Annotated in this window: 16 protein-coding genes; 11 read left to right on the forward strand and 5 right to left on the reverse strand. The window is 60.1% G+C overall.

Annotated features, from left to right (window positions below):
* Positions 1-161: 161 nt before the first annotated feature.
* From xdhA to guaD, 4 genes are all read left to right on the forward strand, one after another.
* Positions 162-1616, forward strand: a complete 1455-nt coding sequence (xdhA, locus tag ACA079_RS22615; RefSeq protein WP_497701007.1) for a xanthine dehydrogenase small subunit — start codon at positions 162-164, stop codon at positions 1614-1616.
* The gene (gene xdhB / locus ACA079_RS22620) at positions 1609-4008 is read left to right on the forward strand and encodes a xanthine dehydrogenase molybdopterin binding subunit (protein WP_497701008.1); all 2400 of its coding nucleotides are present in this window, start codon (positions 1609-1611) and stop codon (positions 4006-4008) included. The genes xdhA and xdhB overlap by 8 nt, the downstream gene beginning before the upstream one ends.
* A 126-nt stretch (positions 4009-4134) precedes the next feature.
* On the forward strand, positions 4135-4980 hold the full coding sequence (xdhC, locus tag ACA079_RS22625) for a xanthine dehydrogenase accessory protein XdhC (protein ID WP_497701009.1): 846 nt from the start codon (positions 4135-4137) through the stop codon (positions 4978-4980).
* 42 nt (positions 4981-5022) lie between these two features.
* Positions 5023-6327 (forward strand): guanine deaminase, encoded by a 1305-nt coding sequence (gene guaD, locus ACA079_RS22630; protein ID WP_033055675.1) that lies wholly within the window; start codon positions 5023-5025, stop codon positions 6325-6327.
* A gap of 154 nt (positions 6328-6481) precedes the next feature.
* Here the strand turns inward: guaD and ACA079_RS22635 are convergent, their stop codons facing one another.
* Positions 6482-7246: a GntR family transcriptional regulator gene (locus ACA079_RS22635; RefSeq protein WP_046047886.1), complete on the reverse strand. Its 765-nt coding sequence runs from the start codon at positions 7244-7246 to the stop codon at positions 6482-6484.
* Positions 7247-7496: 250 nt separating this feature from the next.
* Between ACA079_RS22635 and ACA079_RS22640 the strand changes: the two genes are divergently transcribed.
* Positions 7497-8687 (forward strand): benzoate/H(+) symporter BenE family transporter, encoded by a 1191-nt coding sequence (locus tag ACA079_RS22640; RefSeq protein ID WP_497701010.1) that lies wholly within the window; start codon positions 7497-7499, stop codon positions 8685-8687.
* Between the two features lie 167 nt (positions 8688-8854).
* Here ACA079_RS22640 and ACA079_RS22645 read toward each other — a convergent pair whose 3' ends face one another.
* Entirely contained in the window at positions 8855-9199 is a 345-nt protein-coding gene (locus ACA079_RS22645; RefSeq protein ID WP_007896965.1) for a YggL family protein, read from the reverse strand.
* Between the two features lie 234 nt (positions 9200-9433).
* Here ACA079_RS22645 and dacB point away from each other — a divergent pair, with 234 nt between their 5' ends.
* On the forward strand, positions 9434-10894 hold the full coding sequence (dacB, locus tag ACA079_RS22650; protein WP_497701011.1) for a D-alanyl-D-alanine carboxypeptidase/D-alanyl-D-alanine endopeptidase: 1461 nt from the start codon (positions 9434-9436) through the stop codon (positions 10892-10894).
* A gap of 135 nt (positions 10895-11029) precedes the next feature.
* Here the strand turns inward: dacB and ACA079_RS22655 are convergent, their stop codons facing one another.
* Positions 11030-13432: a sensor domain-containing diguanylate cyclase gene (locus ACA079_RS22655; RefSeq protein ID WP_497701012.1), complete on the reverse strand. Its 2403-nt coding sequence runs from the start codon at positions 13430-13432 to the stop codon at positions 11030-11032.
* A 142-nt stretch (positions 13433-13574) separates the two neighbouring features.
* Entirely contained in the window at positions 13575-15845 is a 2271-nt protein-coding gene (gene rlmKL, locus ACA079_RS22660) for a bifunctional 23S rRNA (guanine(2069)-N(7))-methyltransferase RlmK/23S rRNA (guanine(2445)-N(2))-methyltransferase RlmL (RefSeq protein WP_497701013.1), read from the reverse strand.
* Between the two features lie 529 nt (positions 15846-16374).
* On the opposite strand from rlmKL, the gene rmf reads away from it, so the two are divergent.
* On the forward strand, positions 16375-16590 hold the full coding sequence (rmf, locus tag ACA079_RS22665; protein ID WP_003223300.1) for a ribosome modulation factor: 216 nt from the start codon (positions 16375-16377) through the stop codon (positions 16588-16590).
* Positions 16591-16858: 268 nt separating this feature from the next.
* Here rmf and ACA079_RS22670 read toward each other — a convergent pair whose 3' ends face one another.
* Entirely contained in the window at positions 16859-17878 is a 1020-nt protein-coding gene (locus ACA079_RS22670; RefSeq protein ID WP_033055681.1) for a quinone-dependent dihydroorotate dehydrogenase, read from the reverse strand.
* Positions 17879-18107: 229 nt separating this feature from the next.
* On the opposite strand from ACA079_RS22670, the gene ACA079_RS22675 reads away from it, so the two are divergent.
* The 4 genes from ACA079_RS22675 to ACA079_RS22690 all read left to right on the forward strand — a co-directional run bounded on the left by ACA079_RS22675 (position 18108) and on the right by ACA079_RS22690 (position 23157).
* On the forward strand, positions 18108-19319 hold the full coding sequence (locus tag ACA079_RS22675) for a CmpA/NrtA family ABC transporter substrate-binding protein (RefSeq protein ID WP_497701014.1): 1212 nt from the start codon (positions 18108-18110) through the stop codon (positions 19317-19319).
* A gap of 15 nt (positions 19320-19334) precedes the next feature.
* On the forward strand, positions 19335-19910 hold the full coding sequence (locus tag ACA079_RS22680; RefSeq protein ID WP_008146285.1) for an ANTAR domain-containing response regulator: 576 nt from the start codon (positions 19335-19337) through the stop codon (positions 19908-19910).
* A gap of 357 nt (positions 19911-20267) precedes the next feature.
* Positions 20268-21479 carry a nitrate/nitrite transporter gene (locus ACA079_RS22685; RefSeq protein ID WP_497701015.1) on the forward strand — a complete coding sequence of 404 codons (1212 nt, stop codon included), beginning with the start codon at positions 20268-20270 and terminating at the stop codon, positions 21477-21479.
* Positions 21480-21486: 7 nt separating this feature from the next.
* Entirely contained in the window at positions 21487-23157 is a 1671-nt protein-coding gene (locus tag ACA079_RS22690) for a bifunctional protein-serine/threonine kinase/phosphatase (RefSeq protein ID WP_497701016.1), read from the forward strand.
* The last annotated feature ends 214 nt before the right edge of the window (positions 23158-23371 follow it).

The following is a 23371-nucleotide window of genomic DNA, read 5'->3' on the forward strand; positions in this document are numbered from 1 at the left end:
AAGCAGGCTATCCCGTGAGGGTCAATAATGAAGGAACGAGTCGTTGATCGACAAAATGCTATTTCCTGACCTTTAAGTCAGAAAATCATTGACCGCAAAGTCAGACCTGATAAATTCGGTTCAAGTCGGTTAACAACAATAATGAGTCTGCGAGGCCTTCCGTGATCCAGTTTTTACTTAACCAGGAACTCCGTAGCGAGCACGCCCTGGACCCAAACCTGACCGTGCTCAATTATCTGCGCGACCATGTGGGCAAACCCGGCACCAAAGAAGGCTGCGCCAGCGGTGACTGTGGCGCGTGCACCGTGGTGGTCGGCGAGCTGCAAACGGATGACGATGGCCGCGAACACATTCGCTATCGCAGCCTCAACTCGTGCCTGACGTTCGTTTCGTCATTGCACGGCAAACAACTGATCAGTGTCGAAGACCTCAAGCACCAAGGCGAGCTGCACAGCGTGCAAAAAGCCATGGTCGAGTGCCACGGTTCGCAATGCGGCTTCTGCACCCCGGGCTTCGTGATGTCCCTGTTCGCGCTGCAAAAGAACAGCGATCAACCGGATGCTCATAAAGCTCACGAAGCGCTGGCCGGCAACCTCTGCCGCTGCACCGGCTATCGGCCGATTCTGGCTGCCGCGGAACAATCCTGCTGCGGCAAGCAAACGGACCAGTTCGACGCCCGTGAAGCCGACACCATCGCTCGCCTTAAAGCCATCGCTCCCACCGACATCGGCGAACTCAACAGTGGCGACAAGCGCTGCCTGGTGCCGCTGACCGTCGCCGATCTGGCCGACCTCTATGACGCTTATCCACAGGCTCGCCTGTTGGCCGGCGGTACGGACCTGGCGCTGGAAGTCACGCAGTTCCACCGCACCCTGCCGGTGATGATCTACGTCGGCAACGTCGCCGAGATGAAGCGCATCGAGCGCTTCGACGATCGCCTGGAAATCGGCGCTGCCACTGCCCTCTCCGATTGCTATGAAGCCTTGAAAGCCGAGTACCCGGACTTCGGCGAATTGCTGCAGCGTTTTGCCTCGTTGCAGATTCGCAACCAGGGCACCCTCGGCGGCAATATCGGCAACGCTTCGCCGATCGGTGACTCCCCGCCCCTGCTGATTGCACTCGGCGCGCAGGTCGTTTTGTGCAAAGGCGAAGTCCGCCGCACGATGGCGCTGGAAGATTACTTCATCGATTACCGGGTTACCGCGCGTCAGGAAAGCGAGTTCATCGAAAAGATCATCGTGCCGCGTGCCAGCGCCGAACAACTGTTCCGCGCCTACAAAGTCTCCAAGCGTCTGGACGATGACATTTCCGCCGTCTGCGCCGCGTTCAACCTCCGCATCGACAACGGCGTGATCGCCGACGCCCGCGTCGCCTTCGGCGGCATGGCCGCAATCCCGAAACGCGCAAAAAACTGTGAAGCCGTTCTGCTCGGCGCCACCTGGAACAACGACACCGTCGAACGCGCCTGCGCTGCATTGGCCGAAGATTTCACGCCGCTCTCGGACTTCCGCGCCAGCAAGGAATACCGCCTGCTCAGCGCGCAAAACCTGCTGCGTAAATACTTCATCGAACTGCAAACACCGCACATCGAGACTCGGGTGACCGCTTATGTCTAATCATCACGCCGTAGAGAAGACCCAGGCCGAACTGGCTGAACTGTTCGCCAAGGACCTGACCACCGGTGTCGGCCGCAGCGTCAAGCACGACAGCGCCGCCAAGCACGTGTCCGGTGAAGCGCAGTACATCGACGACCGGCTGGAATTTCCGAACCAGTTGCATGTTTACGCACGCCTGTCGGACCGCGCCCACGCGAAAATCATCAGCATCGACACCCAGCCTTGTTACGCCTTCGACGGCGTGCGTATCGCCATCACCCACAAAGATGTGCCGGGCCTGAAAGACATCGGCCCATTGATGCCGGGCGATCCGTTACTGGCCATCGATGACGTCCAGTTCGTCGGTCAAGTGGTGCTCGCCGTTGCGGCGAAGGATCTGGAAACCGCACGCAAAGCCGCGATGGCCGCGATCATCGAATACGAAGATCTGGAGCCGGTGCTGGACGTGGTCGAAGCGCTGCGCAAACGCCACTTTGTGCTCGACAGCCACACGCATCAGCGCGGTGATTCGGCCGGTGCCTTGGCCACCGCCGAGCATCGTATCCAGGGCACGTTGCACATCGGCGGCCAGGAACACTTCTATCTGGAAACCCAAATCTCTTCGGTGATGCCGACCGAAGACGGCGGGATGATCGTCTACTGCTCGACGCAGAACCCCACCGAAGTGCAGAAATTGGTGGCCGAAGTGCTTGATGTGTCGATGAACAAAATCGTCGTCGACATGCGCCGCATGGGCGGTGGTTTCGGCGGCAAGGAAACCCAGGCCGCGAGCCCGGCGTGCCTGTGCGCAGTGATCGCGCACCTCACCGGCCAGCCGACAAAAATGCGCCTGCCGCGGGTCGAAGACATGCTGATGACCGGCAAGCGTCACCCGTTCTACGTCGAATACGACGTGGGCTTCGACAGCACCGGTCGGCTGCACGGCATCGCCCTGGAACTGGCCGGTAACTGCGGTTGCTCTCCGGACCTCTCGGCGTCGATTGTCGACCGTGCAATGTTCCACGCCGACAACTCGTACTACCTGGGCGACGCGACCATCAACGGTCACCGCTGCAAAACCAACACCGCGTCGAACACCGCTTACCGTGGTTTCGGTGGCCCGCAAGGCATGGTCGCTATCGAAGAAGTGATGGACGCCATCGCCCGTCATCTGGCCCTCGATCCGCTGGCGGTGCGCAAGGCCAACTACTACGGCAAGACCGAGCGCAACGTCACCCATTACTACCAGACCGTCGAGCACAACATGCTCGAGGAAATGACCGCCGAACTCGAAGAAAGCAGCCAGTACGCCGAACGCCGCGAAGCGATCCGTCGCTACAACGCCAACAGCCCGATCCTGAAAAAAGGCCTGGCGCTGACCCCGGTGAAATTCGGTATTTCCTTCACCGCCAGCTTCCTCAACCAGGCCGGTGCGCTGATCCATATCTACACCGACGGCAGCATCCACCTGAACCATGGCGGCACCGAAATGGGCCAGGGTTTGAACACCAAAGTCGCGCAAGTCGTGGCGGAAGTGTTCCAAGTGGAAATGGACCGCGTGCAGATCACCGCGACCAACACCGACAAGGTGCCGAACACCTCGCCGACTGCGGCTTCCAGTGGCGCCGACCTAAACGGTAAAGCCGCGCAGAACGCAGCTGAGATCATCAAGAAACGTCTGGTTGAATTTGCCGCGCGGCACTACAAGGTCAGCGAAGAAGACGTGGAATTCCACAACGGACACGTGCGGGTTCGCGATCATATCCTGACGTTCGAATCGCTGATCCAGCAGGCGTATTTCGCTCAGGTTTCGCTGTCGAGCACCGGGTTCTACAAGACCCCGAAAATCTTCTACGACCGCAGTCAGGCCCGTGGTCGGCCGTTCTATTACTACGCCTTCGGCGCAGCGTGCTGCGAGGTGATCGTCGACACCCTGACCGGCGAGTACAAAATGCTGCGCACCGACATCCTCCACGACGTCGGCGACTCATTGAACCCGGCGATCGACATCGGTCAGGTCGAGGGTGGTTTCATCCAGGGCATGGGCTGGCTGACCATGGAAGAACTGGTGTGGAACAACAAAGGCAAACTGATGACCAACGGCCCGGCCAGCTACAAGATCCCGGCAGTGGCGGACATGCCGCTGGACCTGCGGGTGAAGCTGGTGGAAAACCGCAAGAACCCGGAAGACACGGTGTTCCATTCCAAGGCGGTGGGCGAGCCGCCGTTCATGCTCGGCATCGCGTCGTGGTGTGCGATCAAGGACGCCGTGGCCAGTCTGGGCGACTACAAGCATCAACCGAAAATCGACGCACCGGCGACCCCGGAGCGGGTGTTGTGGGGCTGTGAGCAGATGCGGCAGTTGAAGGCGGCGAAAGCTGTTGCGGCTGAGCCTGAGTTGGCTTCGCTTTAAGACCGCGGCGCGGCTATCGCGAGCAAGCTCGCTCCCACAGGGGTTTTGTGAACGCCACCAATCAATGTGGGAGCGAGCTTGCTCGCGATGGCGGACTGACAGACAACAAAGATGTCGAGGTGAAACATGTACAACTGGATCGACGCCCTCGCCGACCTGCAATCCCAGGGTGAACCCTGCGTGTTGGTGACCATCATCGAAGAGCTCGGCTCGACGCCGCGCAATGCCGGTTCGAAGATGGTCATCAGCGCCACCCAGACCTTCGACACCATCGGTGGCGGGCATCTGGAATACAAGGCCATGCAGATCGGCCGCGAGATGCTGGCCAGCGGTAAGCAGGACACGCACCTTGAGCGCTTCAGCCTCGGCGCCAGCCTGGGTCAGTGCTGCGGCGGCGTGACCGTGTTGCTGTTCGAACCGATGGGCCAGGTCCAGGCGCAGATTGCCGTGTTCGGTGCCGGCCATGTCGGCCGGGCGCTGGTGCCGCTGCTCGCCAGCCTGCCCTGCCGGGTGCGCTGGATCGATTCGCGGGAAGCGGAATTCCCGGAACAGATCCCCCACGGCGTCCGTAAAATCGTCGCCGAAGAACCGGTGGACGAAATCGACGACCTGCCCGCCGGCAGCTACTGCATCGTCATGACCCACAACCACCAGCTCGACCTCGAACTCACCGCCGCGATCCTCAAACGCAACGACTTCGCCTACTTCGGCCTGATCGGTTCGAAGACCAAACGGGTGAAGTTCGAACACCGCTTGCGTGACCGTGGTTTCGACAGCGCCGTGCTGCAACGCATGCGCTGCCCGATGGGCATCGGCGAAGTCAAAGGCAAGTTGCCTGTGGAAATTGCCATCTCCATCGCCGGCGAAATCATCGCCACCTATAACGCCAATTTCGGCCAGCACACCGCCAGCGCCGGATCATCGATTGCCAAACTGCTGCCTGCTTCACGCCGCAGCCAAGCTTCGAATTAAAAAGCCTCGAACTGAAAAGCTCCGAACTAATTGAGAACCCCCATGCCTCTGACTCGCAAAGCCTACCGCGCCGCCATTCTGCACAGCATTGCCGATCCTGCCGAAGTCGGTATCGAAGCCTCTTACGAGTATTTCGAAGACGGCCTGCTGGTGGTCGATAACGGCCAGATCAGCGCCCTTGGTCACGCCAGCGACTTGCTGCCGACCCTGCCGGCCGACATCGAGATCACCCATTATCAGGACGCGCTGATCACCCCGGGCTTCATCGACACCCACATTCACTTGCCGCAAACCGGCATGGTCGGCGCTTACGGGGAGCAACTGCTGGACTGGCTCAACACCTACACCTTCCCGTGCGAAAGCCAATTCGCCGACAAGGCTCACGCTGACGAAGTCGCGGGCATTTTCATCAAGGAACTGCTGCGCAACGGCACCACCACCGCGCTGGTGTTCGGCAGCGTGCACCCGCAATCGGTGAACTCGTTCTTCGAGGCCGCCGAACAGCTGGACCTGCGGATGATCGCCGGCAAAGTGATGATGGACCGCAACGCGCCGGACTACCTGACCGACACCGCGGAATCCAGCTACGTCGAAAGCAAGGCGCTGATCGAACGCTGGCACGGCAAGGGCCGTTTGCACTACGCGGTTACCCCACGCTTCGCCCCGACCAGCACCCCAGAACAGCTGACCCTCGCCGGCCAGTTGCTCAGCGAATTTCCTGACGTGTACATGCAGACCCACATCAGCGAAAACCTCAAGGAAGTCGAGTGGGTCAAGGAGCTGTTCCCTGAGCGCAAGGGTTACCTGGACGTCTACGACCACTACAAACTGCTCGGCGAGCGCTCGGTATTCGCCCACGGCGTGCACCTGTGCGACGACGAGTGTGCGCGGCTGGCGGAAACCGGCTCGGCGATCGCCTTCTGCCCGACGTCGAACTTCTTCCTCGGCAGCGGCCTGTTCAACCTGCCAATGGCCGAGAAGCACAAGTTGAATGTCGGCCTCGGTACGGACGTCGGTGGCGGCACCAGTTTCTCGCTGCTGCAAACGTTGAACGAAGCGTACAAGGTCATGCAGATGCAAGGCGCCCGGTTGAGCCCGTTCAAGTCGCTGTACCTGGCCACCCTCGGTGGTGCGCGTGCGCTGCGTCTGGAAGACAAGATCGGCACCCTGCAACCGGGCACTGATGCGGACTTCCTGGTGCTGGACTACAACGCCACGCCGCTGCTCAGCTATCGCTTGAAGCAGGCCAATAACATTGCCGAGACGTTGTTTGTATTGATGACGCTGGGGGATGACCGGACGGTGTTGCAGACATATGCGGCGGGGAATCAGGTGCATCAGCGTTAAGATTTTTCGGGCATAAAAAATCCCCCGTCGCCGTACAGCGCGGGGGATTTTTATTGCCTGTCCGATCGCTATCGCGAGCAAGCTCGCTCCCACAGGGGAATGCATTTCAAATGTGGGAGCGAGCTTGCTCGCGATGGGTGCGACTCGGTCTGACTTATAGCTTCGCGACCGGCCGCCCTGGTTTCTTGGTCTGCAACAAATGCGAGAACACCGCATGCAAATCATCCGACGCGCTTTCTTCGTCGAGGTTGAGTTTGCTGTCGATGTGATCCATGTGATGCATCATCAGGTCCACCGCCAGCTCAGCGTTGCGCGCTTCGATGGCGTCGATCAGCTGCGTGTGCTCGTCGTAGGAACAGTGGGAGCGGTTGCCGCTTTCATACTGGGCAATGATCAACGAAGTCTGGGACACCAGGCTGCGCTGGAAGCTGATCAGCGGCGCGTTTTTCGCCGCTTCAGCCAGTTTCAAGTGGAACTCGCCCGACAGACGAATACCAGCGCCGCGATCGCCACGGGAGAAGCTGTCGCGCTCGTCGTTGACCATCTGGCGCAACTCGGCAATCTGCTCGGCAGTGGCGTGCTGCACCGCCAATTCAGTGATCGCACGCTCCACCAGACGCCGGGCCATGAACACCTGGCGAGCCTCTTCGACACTCGGGCTGGCGACGACAGCGCCACGGTTCGGACGCAGCAGCACGACGCCTTCATGGGCCAGGCGCGACAGCGCGCGGCGAATGATGGTGCGACTGACCCCGAAAATTTCCCCCAGCGCTTCTTCGCTCAACTTGGTACCGGGCGCCAGACGCTGTTCGAGGATGGCCTCGAAGATATGCGCATAGACAATATCGTCCTGGGTACCGCTGCGGCCGGCTTTACCTGCTCGCGGTTGTTTCTTTAGGGGTTGCAACTGTTCGTTCATGGGCACTCGAGTCGGAAGAACTGCGGCGAATTGACCGTGACTGTAATACGGCACAGTGGGTCGCTGGCAAGTATCGCGTAAAAAACACTGCGATTGTACACAATGGAGGGTGGCAACACGACTGTACGGCTGTTTGTCACTTCCGCTGTATTGCAACGACTGGTTACTTTTGAGTTTAGGCTTGAACGCAGAATCCATTGGAAGACTTCACTTCGGAACATCTTCATACGTAAAAAGGAACACCGCTGTCATGAACGACGCCACGCACACGCAACTCCGCCCCTTGGCCGATACGTCGCCTTCTGCGATCGTCGCCGGCTTCATCGCGATGATGACCGGCTACACCAGCTCGCTGGTCCTGATGTTCCAGGCCGGGCAAGCGGCGGGCCTGACCAGCGGGCAGATTTCCTCGTGGATCTGGGCGATTTCGATTGGCATGGCGGTGTGCTCGATTGGCCTGTCTCTGCGTTACCGCACGCCGATCACTATCGCCTGGTCGACCCCCGGCGCGGCGTTGCTGATCACCAGTCTGGGCGGCGTGACCTACGGCGAAGCCATTGGCGCCTACATTACCTGTGCGGTGCTGGTGACGATTTGTGGTTTGACCGGCAGCTTCGAACGGCTGGTGAAAAAGATTCCGGCGTCATTGGCCGCCGCCCTACTGGCGGGGATTCTGTTCAAGATCGGCAGCGAAATCTTCGTCGCCGCGCAGCATCGCACCGCGCTGGTATTGGGCATGTTCTTCACTTATCTGGTGGTCAAACGCCTGTCGCCGCGTTATGCCGTGCTGGCCGCACTGTTGATCGGCACGGCGCTTTCCGGGTTCATGGGCCTGCTGGATTTCAGCGGTTTTCATCTGGAAGTGGCGACGCCGGTCTGGACCACGCCGCACTTCTCTCTCGCCGCGACCATCAGCATCGGCATTCCATTGTTTGTGGTGGCGATGACTTCGCAAAACATGCCCGGCATCGCCGTATTGCGCGCCGACGGCTACACCGTGCCGGCCTCGCCGCTGATCACCACCACCGGCATCGCCTCGTTGCTGCTGGCGCCGTTCGGTTCCCACGGGATCAACCTGGCGGCCATCAGCGCGGCGATTTGCACCGGGCCGCATGCCCATGAAGATCGCAACAAGCGCTACACGGCGGCCGTCTGGTGCGGGATTTTCTACGGGATTGCCGGGGTGTTCGGCGCGACACTGGCGGCGCTGTTTGCCGCGCTACCGAAAGAGTTGGTGCTGTCGATTGCGGCGCTGGCGCTGTTCGGCTCGATCATCAATGGCTTGAGCATCGCCATGAGCGAGGTGAAGGAACGTGAAGCGGCACTGATTACCTTTATGGTCACGGCGTCGGGGCTGACGCTGTTTTCCATCGGTTCGGCGTTCTGGGGGATTGTGGCGGGGGTGTTGACGCTGGTGATTCTGAACTGGCGTAAAAGCTAAAAACTCGCAGCCTCGTTTCACTCGACAGCTGCTACAGGATGAATGCATTCCAATGTAGGAGCTGTGTAGGAGCTGTGTAGGAGCTGTCGAGTGAAACGAGGCTGCGATCTTTTGATCTTCCGGACATAAAAAAACGGCGACCCTTGGGTCGCCGTTTTTTTACAACATCAAGCTACCGGATTGATCGGCTTTTCCGGGTACCAGACGTCGATCAGCGGGCTGACGGTTGCTTCAGTCAGTTCGCTGCGGCCTTTGAGCCAGGCTTCAACAGCAGCACGCTGCTCTTCGGACACCGAGCCACGCTTCTGCAGGCAAACCAGACCGAAGTCGTCGCCGCCCACATAACCCAGACCGTTGGCTTCCATGGCTTCTTTCAGGAACGCGTCGAGGAAAGCATCAATGGCTTCATCAGCCAAATCTTCTTTGAAATCCAGGTTCAGTTCGAAACCCAGCTCTTGAAATTCATCGACGCACAGTTTTTTGCGCAGACGCTGGGAACGGTTAGTCGCCATTGGAACAATCCTCATAAGTAATAACGGGCGGCACTTTAGCAGTTTAAGGCGCCGATTGCCCGTCTCTCTGGGTTGCAGGCCCTACCGTCGGTAAAAAAATAGCGGATTAGAGGACCAGGGTACGGCACAAGCCGCTACACCTTGGGGCATAATGCCGACACTTTCATGACCGCTGAGGGAATTTATCTTCATGCCCTCGTCTTTTTTCCCCTCGGCTGTAGGGTTTTATTTCACATGATCAAATCTTTGCGTCCATTGTTACTGGCCGGTTTTCTGCTCCCTCTGGCCTTCTCTGTTTCCGCCGCCCCGATCAACACCTCGCTGTCGCCCAACGTTGAAAAAGCCCTCAAGGCCAGCAAGATGCAGGACAACGCCCTGTCGCTGGTGATGATCCCGCTCAATGGCCCTGGCACCCCGACGATTTTCAATGCTGACGTCTCCGTCAATCCGGCCTCGACCATGAAACTGGTCACCACTTACGCGGCGCTGGAAATGCTCGGCCCGAACCACCAGTGGAAAACCGAGTTTTACACCGACGGCACGCTCAGCGGCGGCATCCTCAACGGTAACCTCTACCTCAAGGGTGGCGGCGATCCGAAGCTGAACATGGAAAAACTCTGGTTGCTGATGCGTGACCTGCGCGCCAACGGTGTGACGCAAATCACCGGCGACCTGGTGCTGGACCGCAATTTCTTCGTACAACCGCAATTGCCGCAGTTCAACGACGACGGCAATGACGATAACAAGCCGTTCCTGGTCAAACCTGACGCACTGATGGTCAACCTCAAGGCCTTGCGCTTTGTGGCGCGTAACGACAACGGCCGGGTGCTGGTGTCGGTGGAACCGCCGATTGCCACCATTCGCATCGAAAACCAGGTCAAAGCCGTCAACTCCAAGCAATGCACCGGTGGCGTGCGTTACAACCCGGTGACTCAGGCCGATGGCAGCGTGACCGTGACGGTCGGCGGCCAGTTGGGCGAGGGTTGCAGCTCCCAGACTTATCTGTCGCTGCTCGACCACGCGACCTACACCGCAGGCGCCGTGCGAGCGATCTGGAAGGAACTGGGCGGCAGCATTCAGGGCGTGGACCGTTTGGCGCCAACGCCTAAAGACGCCAAGGTCCTGGCTCGGGCCTTCTCGCCAGACCTGGCGGAAATCATCCGCGACATCAACAAATACAGTAACAACACCATGGCCCAGCAGCTGTTCCTGAGCCTGGGCGCGCAGTACCGCACCGATGCCGACGGTGACGATGCCAAGGCTGCACAGCGTGTCGTGCGTCAGTGGCTGGCGAAGAAAGGCATCACCGCGCCGCACCTGGTGATGGAAAACGGTTCCGGCCTGTCCCGTGCGGAACGGGTGAGTGCGCGTGAAATGGCCGGCATGCTGCAAGCGGCCTGGAAAAGCCCGTATTCGGCCGAGTTCATCAGCTCGATGCCGATTGCCGGCACCGACGGCACCATGCGCAAACGCCTGAAGACCACGGCGATGCGCGGTGAAGCGCACATCAAGACCGGCACCTTGAATACGGTGCGGGCGATTGCCGGTTTCAGCCGCGACATCAACGGCAATACCTGGGCGGTGGTGGCGATCCTCAACGACAAGGCACCGTTTGGCGCGTCGTCGGTGCTGGATCAGGTGCTGCTGGACCTGTATCGCCAGCCGAAACTGCCGGAAACAGCTTCGGTGCTCTAACCCGATCTACAAAACACCACAGATCCAATGTGGGAGCGAGCTTGCTCGCGATGAGGACCTGACATTCAACATTGATGTCGATTGTCATACCGCTATCGCGAGCAAGCTCGCTCCCACAGGGGTGAGCATGCAGCTCTAGCTCATCTCTCCTTCTACCCGATCCCGTCCTGCCTGTTTCGCCGCATACACCCCCGAATCCGCCCGCAGCAGCAGCGAATCCGCGCCCTCCCCGACTCGCCAGCTGGCAATCCCGAAACTGGCGGTCACTGTCCCGACGCCTTCGATCGGCGAACTGCGCAGCCCTTGCCATAGCTGCAAGGCCAGGACATGGGCATGCTCGCCGTTGATATCCGGGCAGAGCACCATGAACTCCTCGCCACCCAGGCGACAGAACACGTCGGTGCGCCGCAGCCGATGGCCGATGCGTTCGCACACGATCTGCAACACCCGATCGCCGACCGCGTGGCCGTGCTGGTCATTGATACGTTTGAAGTGGTCAATATCGAGCATGATCACCGACAGTTCGCCGCCACCACGTTCGACCCGGGCCATTTCGGTGGTCAGGCGTTCCTGGAAATAGCGGCGGTTATGGATCCCGGTCAGAGAGTCGGTGATCGACAGCGCCCGCAGTTCTTCTTCCACCCGTTTCAAGTCGGAGATGTCCGAGACATAGCCGTGCCAAAGCACGCCGCCGCCGGGCAATTCCTCCGGCGTCGCCTCGCCACGAACCCAGCGCAGGCCACGTAGCGGCAGCTGCACGCGGTATTCCTCGCGCCAAGGGCTGAGGGTGTCCGCCGACGCCCGGATCGAGGCACGGACCCGGGTGGTGTCCTGCGGATGAATCCGCGTGAAAATCGCTTCGGCGTTGAGCAACATCACATCCGGTTCAAGTTCGTAGATATCGCGAATACCGTCGCTGGCGTAGATCACGCTGAAGCGCCCATCGAATTCCATTTTGAACTGGTAGATCCCTCCGGGCACATGGGCGCTGAGTTTCTTCAACAACAGGTCCCGTGCCGCCAGAGCCTCGTGGACCCGTTTGCGTTCAGTGATGTCGATACAGATCGCCAGGTGCCCGACCCACAAGCCTTGCTCGTCGAGGACCGGGGTCGCCAGCATGTTCACCGTCAAATGGCTGCCGTCGCTACGCAGCAGCGTCCATTCCCGCGCTTCGTGACCGCCCTCCTCGCCGCCCTCGACCAACATCGCCTGACAGGTCGGAATCGGTTTGCCATAACGCGCGCTCAGCTCCGCCGAACGTGCCAGGAGTTCCCGGGGCAGGTGCAGGTTTTCCAGGGTCATGTGGCCCACCACCTCGGTGCTGGTGTAGCCAAGCATTTGCTCGGCACCGGCATTAAAGGTCTGGATAACCCCGCGCAGGTCAGTGGCGATGATCGCCACTTGGGTCGCAGCATTCAGCACGCCACGCAACTGGCCATGGGTGCCGCGCAACTCCTGCTCGCGGGCGCGCAGTTCCTGGGTCCGTTGCTCGACCATTTTCAGCGCCCGTCGACGCTGACTGACCAGCACATAAAGCAAGGCACTGAGCAACAGACTGAGCATGCCGCCCAGCACCATCAGGGTGGTCACCGAAGAGTGATTGGCTCGCAGGAAGGCATCGCTGGGCTGAATGTCGACTTGATAGTCATGGTCGGCAAGCCGCAGCAGGCGGGTCGCGGACAACTCACTGGGCGCCGGTGTGTTGGGGGATTCATAAAGCACTTCGTGCTGATCGTCGTCTGTGGATAAGTCGAGGATGCGTACCGAAAGGTAGTCACGGCCAGCCTCCGGCAGCCCGTCCGCCAGCAACTGATGCATGCTGATCACGGCCATGACATAACCGTACGATTTCAACCCCGCCGTAGCCGGACTTTTGCGCAGCAACACCGGTGCGACCAGCAGCACGCCGCGCGCATAGGCCGGCTCGATACTGACCAGATGCATCGGCTGCGATACCGCCATGCCGCCGTGCTGATCGGCCCGTTCAAGGGTGGCACGGCGCAAGGGTTGAGCCCACAAGTCGTAGCCCAGCGGCGAACCCAGTTTGCTTTGGGTCTGGCTATACAGCACCGCCACGTACTCATCCCGTTCGGCCGCCAGTTGCAGTTGGCCGTCGGCATTGAGTTCGCGCAGGGTGAAGTCGGGTAAACCCTCTGCACGCACCTGGCGCTCAAATACCGCCCGTTCGGCACCGGTTACCCGCTTGGCGAAGGAATAGGCCTGAGTCCGGTGCAACAGCGGTTGGGTGTAACCGTCGAACTCCGCGCGGGAGACCGAATCGGAATTGGCAAAGAACCGGCGCAGGCCATCGAGGCGCTGCTCCTGATCTTCGAAGCGTTCTTCGATACGGCTGTAACGTTCACTGGCCAGCAGTTGGAAACGTTGCCGCAATTGATGGTGAAACAGATTCAGCGTCGACCACGCCAGCAATCCCGTGAGAATCCCGCCGACGATCAATACCAGCAGCGCGACCAGCCAGGCCGAGACATCTTCACTGATAAAACCCAGGATCTTCGGGCGCACGGCGTGCAACGACATAGACGCAACTCAAAACGCCAGGTGCGGGAAAGCCCATTGGCCATGCGTTGAGTTATAGCTATTAGCCATCAATTTGACCAGCACAGAAAGAAGCCAAGAGCCTTTAAAAATCAAGGCTCTGTGGATCCAATTCCTTCAAGTGTCAACGAGCCGTGATTTTCCATGCACGGTGGATCTTGCCATTACGGGCGAAATCCGGATCGATGGTCTGGGCAGTGATTTCCTCGACCGCATAACGCTCGGCAAGGTTTTCCTCGAGCTGGAACTTGCGGAAGTTGTTGGAGAAGTACAACACGCCGCCCGGGGCCAGACGCGCCATGGCCAGGTCGATCAATTGCACCTGGTCACGCTGCACGTCGAAGATCCCTTCCATGCGCTTGGAGTTGGAGAACGTCGGCGGATCGATGAAGATCAGGTCGTACTCGTCACGGCAGGCATCGAGCCAGGCCATCACGTCGCCCTGCTCCAGACGGTTCTTCTCGGAGAAACCGTTCAGCGATAAGTTGCGACGCGCCCAGTCCAGATAGGTTTTCGACAGGTCGACGCTGGTGGTGCTGCGCGCGCCGCCCTTGGCTGCGTGAACACTGGCGGTTGCGGTGTAGCTATACAGGTTGAGGAAGCGCTTGCCGGCCGCCTCTTTCTGGATCCGCATGCGCATCGGCCGGTGATCGAGGAACAGCCCGGTGTCGAGGTAATCCGTGAGGTTCACCAGCAGCTTCACGCCACCTTCGTTGACCTCGACGAACTTGCCCTGTGCCGCTTGGCGTTCGTACTGCTTGGTGCCGCTCTGACGCTCGCGACGCTTGACCACCACGCGGCTCTTGTCGATGTTCAAAGCCTGCGGAATGGCCGCCAGGGCATCGAACATGCGCGCCGAGGCTTTTTCCGGATCGATGGATTTCGGCGCGGCGTATTCCTGGACGTGGACCCAATCCTGATACAGGTCGATGGCCATGGAGTATTCCGGCATGTCGGCATCGTAGACGCGGTAGCAGTCGATGCCTTCACGCTTGACCCACTTGCCGAGGGCCTTGAGGTTCTTTTGCAGACGGTTGGCAAACATCTGCCCGCCTTCGCTCAAGCGCGGCTGCTCGATCACCACCGGTGCCGGTTTGATCGGGTTGCCGTTCTTGTTGTATTTCTCGTACTTGCCGGGTGCTACGTCGTTGTCTACGACTTCGACTTCGGCCTGCTCGCGCTCGACCTGACGCTGTTCCGGAGTGCGGCGTTCGCCGGTGACGAACTGGTCCGGCGTGACCTTGATCAGCAGCAATTTGCACGGCAACGCGCCGTTCCAGAACGAATATTGTTTGTGGCTGCGGATGCCCATGCGCTTGCCCAGGTCCGGGGCGCCGGTGAATACCGCGGCTTCCCAGTTCAAGCAGGCCTGACGCAGACGTTCGCCGAGGTTCTGGTAGAGATAGAGCAAGCTCGCTTCGTCACCCAGACGTTCACCGTACGGTGGGTTGCAGATCACCAGGCCTTTCTGGTTCTGGTCCGGACGCGGCTCGAACGTCCCGACTTCGCCCTGGTAGATCTTGATCCACTCGCTCAGGCCGGCACGTTCAACGTTGTTGCGGCCCGGTTGAATCAGGCGCGGATCGGCTTCGTAACCGCGAATCCACAGCGGTGGCTTGGCCAGACCGGCCGCGCAACGCTCAGTGGCTTCTTCGTGAAGCTTTTTCCACAGCGCCGGAACGTGACCGAGCCAGGCCGTGAAACCCCACTGCTCGCGACGCAGGTTCGGCGCCATGTCGGCGGCGATCATCGCAGCTTCGACGAGGAACGTACCGACACCGCACATCGGGTCAGCCAGCGCGCCGCCCTCGGCCGCAATGCGTGGCCAGCCGGAACGGATCAGGATCGCGGCCGCGAGGTTTTCCTTCAGCGGCGCCGCGCCCTGCTGCAAGCGATAGCCGCGCTGGTGCAGGCTGTGGCCGGAGAGGTCGAGGGACAGGATCGCTTCGCCACGGTCCAGGCGCAGGTGAATGCGCAGGTCCGGGTTGAGCTTGTCGATCGACGGACGATCGCCCTGAGGCGTGCGCAGTTTGTCGACGATGGCGTCCTTGACCTTCAAGGCGCCGAAGTGGGTGTTGTCGATGCCCGAGCCGTGACCGCTGAACTCAACGGCCAGGGTGCCATCGTTGAGCATGTGGTCTTGCCACTCGATATCCAGCACGCCGTGATAGAGGTCTTCAGCGTCTTTCATCGGGAAACGCTTGAGCACCAGCAGCACCCGGTTCGCCAGACGCGACCACAGGCACAGGCGATAAGCGGTTTCCATGGTTGCCATGCCGCGCACGGCAGAGGTGTGCTCACGCGCTTCTTCAAGGCCAAGCCCGACGGCTTCCTCGATGAGCAGGCCTTCAAGGCCTTTTGGGCAAGTGAGGAAGATTTCGAATTGATCGGACATTGGAATTTCAGAGCCTTTAGCTAAGTGAACCGGCAACGCATTGCCGGCCCGGTTTTCAATCAGGCGCTTTTCTAAAAGAGCGCCCGCGTGGCACGAAGGTGTGCCGTCCCACCCTTGCTGCTCGGGTTAAAAGAGCTTAGATGCAAAGACAGATAAAAAAGTTGATGCAACAAAATGTCATAAGTCGACCCTTCGTCGAATAGTCCCCCTGCTCAACAGGAGGCATTCTCACTAAAGGATTAACCCCATCATGCAGCGCGGGGCTGATCATACCGGGGTTTTGCCAATAAACACGGGACAACATCGTGTTACTTATCGCCATACCATCTTTATCGTTACGTCCTTATGACAAAACGATCATTCCCTCGATGTGACGCATTGGTTAGAACTCAATACAGGTTGACGCCGCAATGACGTCAACACCTTGGCTCGCGACGCCGGCAGCGAGCCCCAACGGCAGGAGTTTTTCTGCCAGACCTCGATTGAGGTCGACGCGATAAATACAGTCAACAAGTGAGGGCAACACCCTATGAGAAGACTTAAGCGTGATCCGTTGGAAAGAGCATTTTTGCGCGGATATCAATATGGCGTTGGTGGCAAATCCCGTGAGCTTTGCCCATTTACTCTACCGTCGGTACGCCAAGCCTGGATTAACGGCTGGCGAGAAGGACGCGGCGACAACTGGGACGGTATGACCGGCACTGCGGGAATCCATAGACTCAACGAACTTCACGCCGTCGGCTAACACAGGGCACACACTCCGACACGACAATCTGATTACGTAACGACTTACCACGCACGCCCCATCCGGGCGGCGGGCTTCGGCCCAGGGGCTCCTTCGAGGAGCCCTTTTTTATGCCTGCTCTCTGGCTAAACACAACTTCATGCCTGCGGCACTGACTAAACACTCTCTCACTGTAGGAGCTGCCGAAGGCTGCGATCTTTTGATTCTTGCTTCCTGGCAATCAAGATCAAGATCAAAAGATCGCAGCCTTCGGCAGCTCCTACGGGATTTAGCGCAAGGCGGCGATGGCGTCTACGGATTCACGAATCAACGCCGGGCCTTTATAGATGAAGCCGGAATAGAGCTGCACCAGGCTGGCACCCGCAGCGATTTTCTCAGCCGCGTGCTTGCCTTCGGTGATGCCACCCACGGCGATGATCGGTAAACGACCGGCCAACTCGGCCGCCAGCACCTTCACGGTGTGGGTGCTCTTGTCGCGAACCGGTGCCCCGGACAGACCGCCCGCCTCGTCGCCGTGCTCCATGCCTTCTACGCCGACGCGGCTCAGGGTGGTGTTGGTGGCGATCACCGCGTCCATCCCGGTTTCGATCAGCGCTTGCGCGACCTGAGCGGTTTCTTCGTCGGTCATGTCCGGCGCAATCTTGATCGCCAGTGGTACATGTTTGCCGTGGCGCAGCGCCAGTTCTGCGCGGCGCGTGGCCAGGTCGGCCAACAATTGCTTCAGCGAATCGCCGAATTGCAGGCTGCGCAGGCCCGGGGTGTTTGGCGAGCTGACGTTGACCGTCACGTAGCTGGCGTGGGCGTAGACCTTGTCCAGGCAGATCAGGTAGTCATCGACCGCCCGCTCAACCGGGGTATCGAAGTTCTTGCCGATATTGATGCCCAGCACGCCCTTGAACTTGGCCGCCGCCACTCGGGCCAGCAGGTGATCGACGCCGAGGTTGTTGAACCCCATGCGGTTGATGATTGCCTCGGCATCCGGCAGACGGAAAATCCGTGGCTTCGGGTTGCCCGGCTGCGGACGCGGGGTGATGGTGCCGATTTCGACAAAGCCAAAACCCAGTTGCGCAAAACCGTCGATGGCCGCGCCATTCTTGTCCAGACCCGCCGCCAGACCTACCGGGTTCGGGAAGTCGAGGCCCATGACGGTCACCGGCATTTTCGCCGGCGCCTTGCACAGCAAGCCGTTGAGGCCCAAACGCCCGCCCGCGCCGATCAGGTCCAGGGACAGATCGTGGGAGGTTTCCGGGGAAAGTTTGAACAACAGCTGACGGGCCAGGGTGTACATGGGCGGGTTTGACTCTGGGCTACGAAAAGTGGCGGCGATTATAGCCGGGCATCGGGGTTGCAGGCGAGGCGCACGACAAAATCAGCGAGCGATGGCATATGCCTTGCACCGTCACTGACATCAGCACTCATGCCAACGGCGGGATGAGTCGAAAGACAAAGGCGTCGACACTTGGCCTTGCTCTGGCAAGCAGCCCGGTCCGGCGCTTTTTTATGGAAGGTGTTTACTGATGATTGAAGTTCCAGCCAACCCTCTGGCCTGGGTCAACGGCAGCGATGCCCCGGAAAAGACCGAAATCAACCTCGGCTTTATGGCCCTGAGTGACTGCGCCTCCGTGGTGGTCGCGGCCACGCAGGGCTTTGCCCAACCTTATGGCCTGACCCTGAACCTCAAGCGCCAGTCGTCCTGGGCCAACCTGCGGGACAAACTGGTCAGTGGCGAACTCGACGCCGCCCACAGTCTGTACGGTTTGATCTACGCCGTGCATTTGGGCATCGGCGGTGTCGCGTCGACCGACATGGCGGTGCTCATGGGCCTGAATCAGAATGGCCAGAGCATCAACCTTTCCCATGGCTTACAGACTTTAGGCGTGACCAGTCCTGAAGCACTGGACCGACACGTGCACCAAAGTCGCCCAAAACTCACCTTCGCCCAGACATTTCCTACCGGCACCCACGCCATGTGGCTGTATTACTGGCTCGCGAGTCAGGGTATTCATCCGTTGCAGGACGTCGACAGCGTGGTCGTGCCGCCGCCGCAAATGGTCGCGCACCTGCAAGCCGGGCGCATCGATGGCTTCTGCGTCGGCGAGCCATGGTCCGCCAGCGCGGTGCAGCAAAACCTGGGGTTCACGATGGCCACCACCCAGACCATCTGGCCCGATCACCCGGAAAAAGTCCTCGGCTGCACCCGCGCCTTTGTCGAGCAATACCCCAACACCGCCCGGGCGCTGGTGATGGCGATACTGGAGGCCAGCCGCTTCATCGAAGAAAGCACCGAGAATCGCCGCAGCACCGCGAAGCTGTTGAGTGCGCCCGAATACCTCGACGCGCCACTCGACTGCATCGAACCGAGGTTACTCGGTGACTACGCCGATGGCCTGGGTAATCGCTGGCAGGACCCGCACGCGCTACGTTTCCATGGTGATGGCGAGGTCAACTTGCCGTATCTGTCCGATGGCATGTGGTTCATGACCCAGTTCCGCCGTTGGGGCTTGCTGCGCGACGACCCGGACTACCTGGGCGTGGCCCGTCAGGTCCAGCAACTAGACTTGTATCGAGAGGCCGCCACCGCTGTAGGTGTGGCCACGAGTGATCAGCCAATGCGCAGCAGCCAGTTGATCGATGGCAAGGTCTGGGATGGCCTGGACCCCGCCGGCTATGCCCGCAGTTTCAAGCTGCACGCCATGAGCGACAGCTCGCCCCTTCTCGCCAGCCGCTGACAGGAGACTGCGAATATGTTGCGTATCCTGCTGATCAACGACACCGCGAAGAAAGTCGGTCGCCTGAAGGCGGCCCTGACCGAAGCCGGCTTCGAGGTGATCGACGAGTCGGGCCTGACCATCGACCTACCCGCGCGCGTCGAAACGGTGCGGCCGGACGTGATTTTGATCGATACCGAGTCACCGAGCCGCGATGTGATGGAACAAGTGGTGCTGGTGAGCCGCGACCAACCGCGGCCGATCGTGATGTTTACTGACGAACATGACCCCGATGTGATGCGTCAGGCGATCAAGTCCGGGGTCAGTGCCTACATCGTCGAAGGCATCCACGCACAGCGCTTGCAGCCGATTCTCGACGTGGCCATGGCGCGCTTTGAAAGCGACCAGGCCTTGCGCGCCCAGCTAAACGCCCGTGACCAGCAACTGGCCGAGCGCAAGCGGATCGAGTTGGCCAAAGGGCTGCTGATGAAAATGAAGGACTGCAACGAGGAAGAGGCCTACACCCTGATGCGCCGCCAGGCCATGAGCCGGCAGCAGAAGCTGATTCAGGTGGCGGAGCAGATCATCGCCATGAGCGAGTTGCTCGGTTGAACCTCTGTAGTGCCTGAAAGGACGCCATCGCGGGCAAGCCTTGCTCCTACAGTTTTTTGTGTCGTTCACAGCATCTGAACTCACCCAAACCCCGTAGGAGCAAAGCTTGCTCGCGATTGGCCGCAACTCGGTCTCACTTATTGGCACAGATCTCGCTAGGTAATCACTACAGGTAACCAACGGCGGTTGCCCCACCTACGACAAAGACGTCGCTCACCTCATTTGCCCTTTGGCGAATCCGGTGGCGGCGTTTTTTTGTTTTGGCCCCACAGACCGGGGCCGGTGGTGCGGCCGATGCGGCGCCCCACCTGCAAGCTCATGACTCCTTCTCGAGACTCCTAACAGCTGAGGTGCGCGATGAATTCAAGCTTCTGGAAATCCGGCCATACCCCGACATTGTTCGCGGCCTTCCTCTATTTCGACCTGAGTTTCATGGTCTGGTACCTGCTCGGCCCGCTGGCAGTGCAGATCGCCGCCGACCTGCACCTGACCACCCAGCAGCGCGGGCTGGTGGTGGCCACGCCGATTCTGGCCGGGGCGGTATTACGCTTTGTAATGGGCTTGCTGGCTGATCGCCTGTCGCCGAAAACCGCCGGGCTGATTGGCCAGGTGATCGTCATCTGCGCACTGTTCGGCGCCTGGAAACTCGGCATCCACAGCTACGAGCAAGCGCTGGTGCTGGGCCTGTTCCTCGGCATGGCCGGCGCGTCCTTCGCCGTCGCCCTGCCGTTGGCGTCGCAATGGTATCCACCACAACACCAAGGCAAAGCCATGGGCATCGCCGGTGCCGGTAACTCGGGCACTGTGCTCGCTGCACTGATCGCCCCGGTGCTGGCGGCTGCGTTTGGCTGGAGCAACGTGTTCGGCTTCGCCCTGATCCCGCTGATCCTGACCATCATCGTCTTCGCCTGGCTGGCCAAAAACGCGCCTGAGCGTCCAAAAGCCAAGTCGATGTCCGACTACTTCAAGGCCTTGGGCGACCGCGACAGCTGGTGGTTCATGTTTTTCTACAGCGTGACCTTCGGCGGCTTCATCGGCCTGGCCAGCGCCCTGCCCGGCTATTTCAACGACCAATATGGCCTGAGCCCGGTGACCGCCGGTTACTACACGGCGGCCTGCGTGTTCGGTGGCAGCTTGATGCGTCCGTTGGGCGGCGCTCTGGCCGACCGCTTCGGTGGCATTCGCACCCTTTTGGGGATGTACACGGTGGCAGCGGTCTGCATCGCAGCGGTGGGTTTCAATTTGCCGAGTTCCTACGCGGCGCTGGCACTTTTCGTCTGCACCATGCTCGGTTTGGGTGCCGGTAACGGTGCTGTTTTCCAATTGGTGCCGCAGCGTTTTCGTCGCGAGATCGGTGTGATGACCGGTTTGATCGGCATGGCCGGCGGTATCGGTGGTTTTGCACTGGCAGCGGGCATGGGCGCGATCAAGCAAAGCTCCGGCAGCTATCAATTGGCCTTGTGGTTGTTCGCCAGCCTTGGCGTTCTAGCCTGGTTCGGTCTGCACGGCGTGAAACGTCGCTGGAGAACCACTTGGGGTTCGGCAGCCGTGACCGCTGCTCGGGTGTGAGGGCTGAATGAGCCTGCAACTGAGTTTTGCCGAAGCGAGCGCCATCGGCCCTCGCGAGGAGAATCAGGACGCCCTGCGTCTGGTGACTCCGGCCCCGGCGCTGGCGGCGAGCAAGGGTTACCTGTTCGCCATCGCCGACGGTGTCAGCCAGTGCGCCGATGGTGGTCTCGCCGCCCGCTCGACGTTGCAGGCCCTGGCGCTGGATTACTACGCCACGCCGGAAACCTGGGGCGTCGCGCAGGCATTGGATCGCCTGCTGCTGGCACAAAATCGCTGGTTGCAGGCCAATGGTGGTGGGCAACCGTTGCTCACCACCGTCAGTGCTTTGGTCATGCGCGGTAGGCGTTTTACCCTGGCCCATGTCGGCGATTGTCGGGTTTATCGCTGGCACGCCGACACCTTGCAGCGGGTCAGCGAGGATCACGTCTGGGACCAACCAGGCATGCAGCATGTGCTCAAACGGGCACTGGGGCTCGATCAGCATTTGGTGCTGGATTTTCTCGATGGCGAACTGCGGCTGAACGAAAGTTTCGTACTGCTCAGCGACGGCATTTGGGCCGTGCTGGGCGACACCGCGATTGCGGCAATTCTGCGCGATCAACCGGATCTGAACAGCGCTGCGCAGACCTTGGTCAGTGCGGCGCATCTGGCCGGCAGCCAGGACAACGCCAGCGCCTTGCTGGTGCGGGTCGATGCCCTTGGTGAAACGAGCATCGGCGATGCGTTGATTCATTTGCAGCAATGGCCGCTGCCGCCAGCCTTGAAACCAGGTCAGACTTTCGAAGGTTGGCAGGTCGAAGGGATACTCGGTCAGAGCCAGCAGTCGCTGCTCTATCGGGTACGCGATGGGCAACAACAACCCTGGCTGCTTAAAACCTTGCCGGGCGCGCTGCGTGACGATCACTTGGCCGGGCAGGCGTTGCTGTCGGAAGAATGGTTTCTCAAGCGCGTGGCCGGGCGGCATTTCCCTGAAGTCCATGCCGCCAGTCAGCGTCAGCATTTGTACTACGTGATGCGGGAATATTCCGGATCTACTTTGGCGGAACTGCAAGCAGATGTCGGACCGCTGCCTCTGCCGCAATGGCTGGATCTGGCCGAACGCCTGCTGCGCGCCGTTGGCATACTGCATCGACGGCAGATTCTCCATCGCGACATCAAACCGGAGAACCTTCTGCTGGGGGACGACGGCGAATTACGCCTGCTGGATTTCGGTCTCGCCTACTGCCCTGGCCTGTCTGAAGATCAGCCTTCTGCCTTGCCCGGAACGCCCAGCTATATCGCGCCGGAAGCCTTTCGCGGGGAAGCACCGACACCGCAACAGGATTTGTATGCCGTCGGCGTAACCCTGTATTTCCTGCTCACTGGGCATTATCCCTACGGCGAAATCGAAGCCTTCCAGCGTCCACGGTTCGGGGTTTCTGTCAGCGCCAGTCGCTATCGACCCGACCTCCCGGAATGGATTGCGCAAAGTCTGGAGCGCGCCGTGGCAGCGGATCCGGGTCAGCGCTTTGAAACGGCGGAAGAATGGTTGCTGCTGTTGGAACAGGGCGAGCGGCGCAGTTTGAGCGTGCGACCCAGACCGTTGCTGGAGCGCGAACCGTTGAAAGTCTGGCGAACCTTGGCGCTGGTGTCGCTGCTGGTGAACCTGGTGCTGCTGTTTTTACTGTTTCACACCTGAGTTTTTCACTGCCCCCAAAAGATCAAAAGATCGCAGCCTGCGGCAGCTCCTACGGGTGCCCACGATCTCCTGTAGGAGCTGCCGTAGGCTGCGATCTTTTGACTTTCTGCTTCAAAACCGGGCATCGCGCATTGAACCGGTGCACGGAAACACCCTCCTCCCATGACAAGAGCCCATTAATTCGGCATTTGTGCGACTTGGCACAACCACTGCA

The sequence above is a fragment of the Pseudomonas sp. LBUM1645 genome, assembly GCF_059716185.1.

Bases quoted from the DNA above. Each gene is read 5' to 3' on its own strand.
- xdhB (WP_497701008.1), top strand. From the start codon at position 1,609: ATGTCTAATCATCACGCCGTAGAGAAGACCCAGGCCGAACTGGCTGAA.
- xdhC (WP_497701009.1), top strand. From the start codon at position 4,135: ATGTACAACTGGATCGACGCCCTCGCCGACCTGCAATCCCAGGGTGAA.
- guaD (WP_033055675.1), top strand. From the start codon at position 5,023: ATGCCTCTGACTCGCAAAGCCTACCGCGCCGCCATTCTGCACAGCATT.
- ACA079_RS22635 (WP_046047886.1), bottom strand. From the start codon at position 7,246: ATGAACGAACAGTTGCAACCCCTAAAGAAACAACCGCGAGCAGGTAAA.
- ACA079_RS22640 (WP_497701010.1), top strand. From the start codon at position 7,497: ATGAACGACGCCACGCACACGCAACTCCGCCCCTTGGCCGATACGTCG.
- ACA079_RS22645 (WP_007896965.1), bottom strand. From the start codon at position 9,199: ATGGCGACTAACCGTTCCCAGCGTCTGCGCAAAAAACTGTGCGTCGAT.
- dacB (WP_497701011.1), top strand. From the start codon at position 9,434: ATGATCAAATCTTTGCGTCCATTGTTACTGGCCGGTTTTCTGCTCCCT.
- ACA079_RS22655 (WP_497701012.1), bottom strand. From the start codon at position 13,432: ATGTCGTTGCACGCCGTGCGCCCGAAGATCCTGGGTTTTATCAGTGAA.
- rlmKL (WP_497701013.1), bottom strand. From the start codon at position 15,845: ATGTCCGATCAATTCGAAATCTTCCTCACTTGCCCAAAAGGCCTTGAA.
- rmf (WP_003223300.1), top strand. From the start codon at position 16,375: ATGAGAAGACTTAAGCGTGATCCGTTGGAAAGAGCATTTTTGCGCGGA.
- ACA079_RS22670 (WP_033055681.1), bottom strand. From the start codon at position 17,878: ATGTACACCCTGGCCCGTCAGCTGTTGTTCAAACTTTCCCCGGAAACC.
- ACA079_RS22675 (WP_497701014.1), top strand. From the start codon at position 18,108: ATGATTGAAGTTCCAGCCAACCCTCTGGCCTGGGTCAACGGCAGCGAT.
- ACA079_RS22680 (WP_008146285.1), top strand. From the start codon at position 19,335: ATGTTGCGTATCCTGCTGATCAACGACACCGCGAAGAAAGTCGGTCGC.
- ACA079_RS22685 (WP_497701015.1), top strand. From the start codon at position 20,268: ATGAATTCAAGCTTCTGGAAATCCGGCCATACCCCGACATTGTTCGCG.
- ACA079_RS22690 (WP_497701016.1), top strand. From the start codon at position 21,487: ATGAGCCTGCAACTGAGTTTTGCCGAAGCGAGCGCCATCGGCCCTCGC.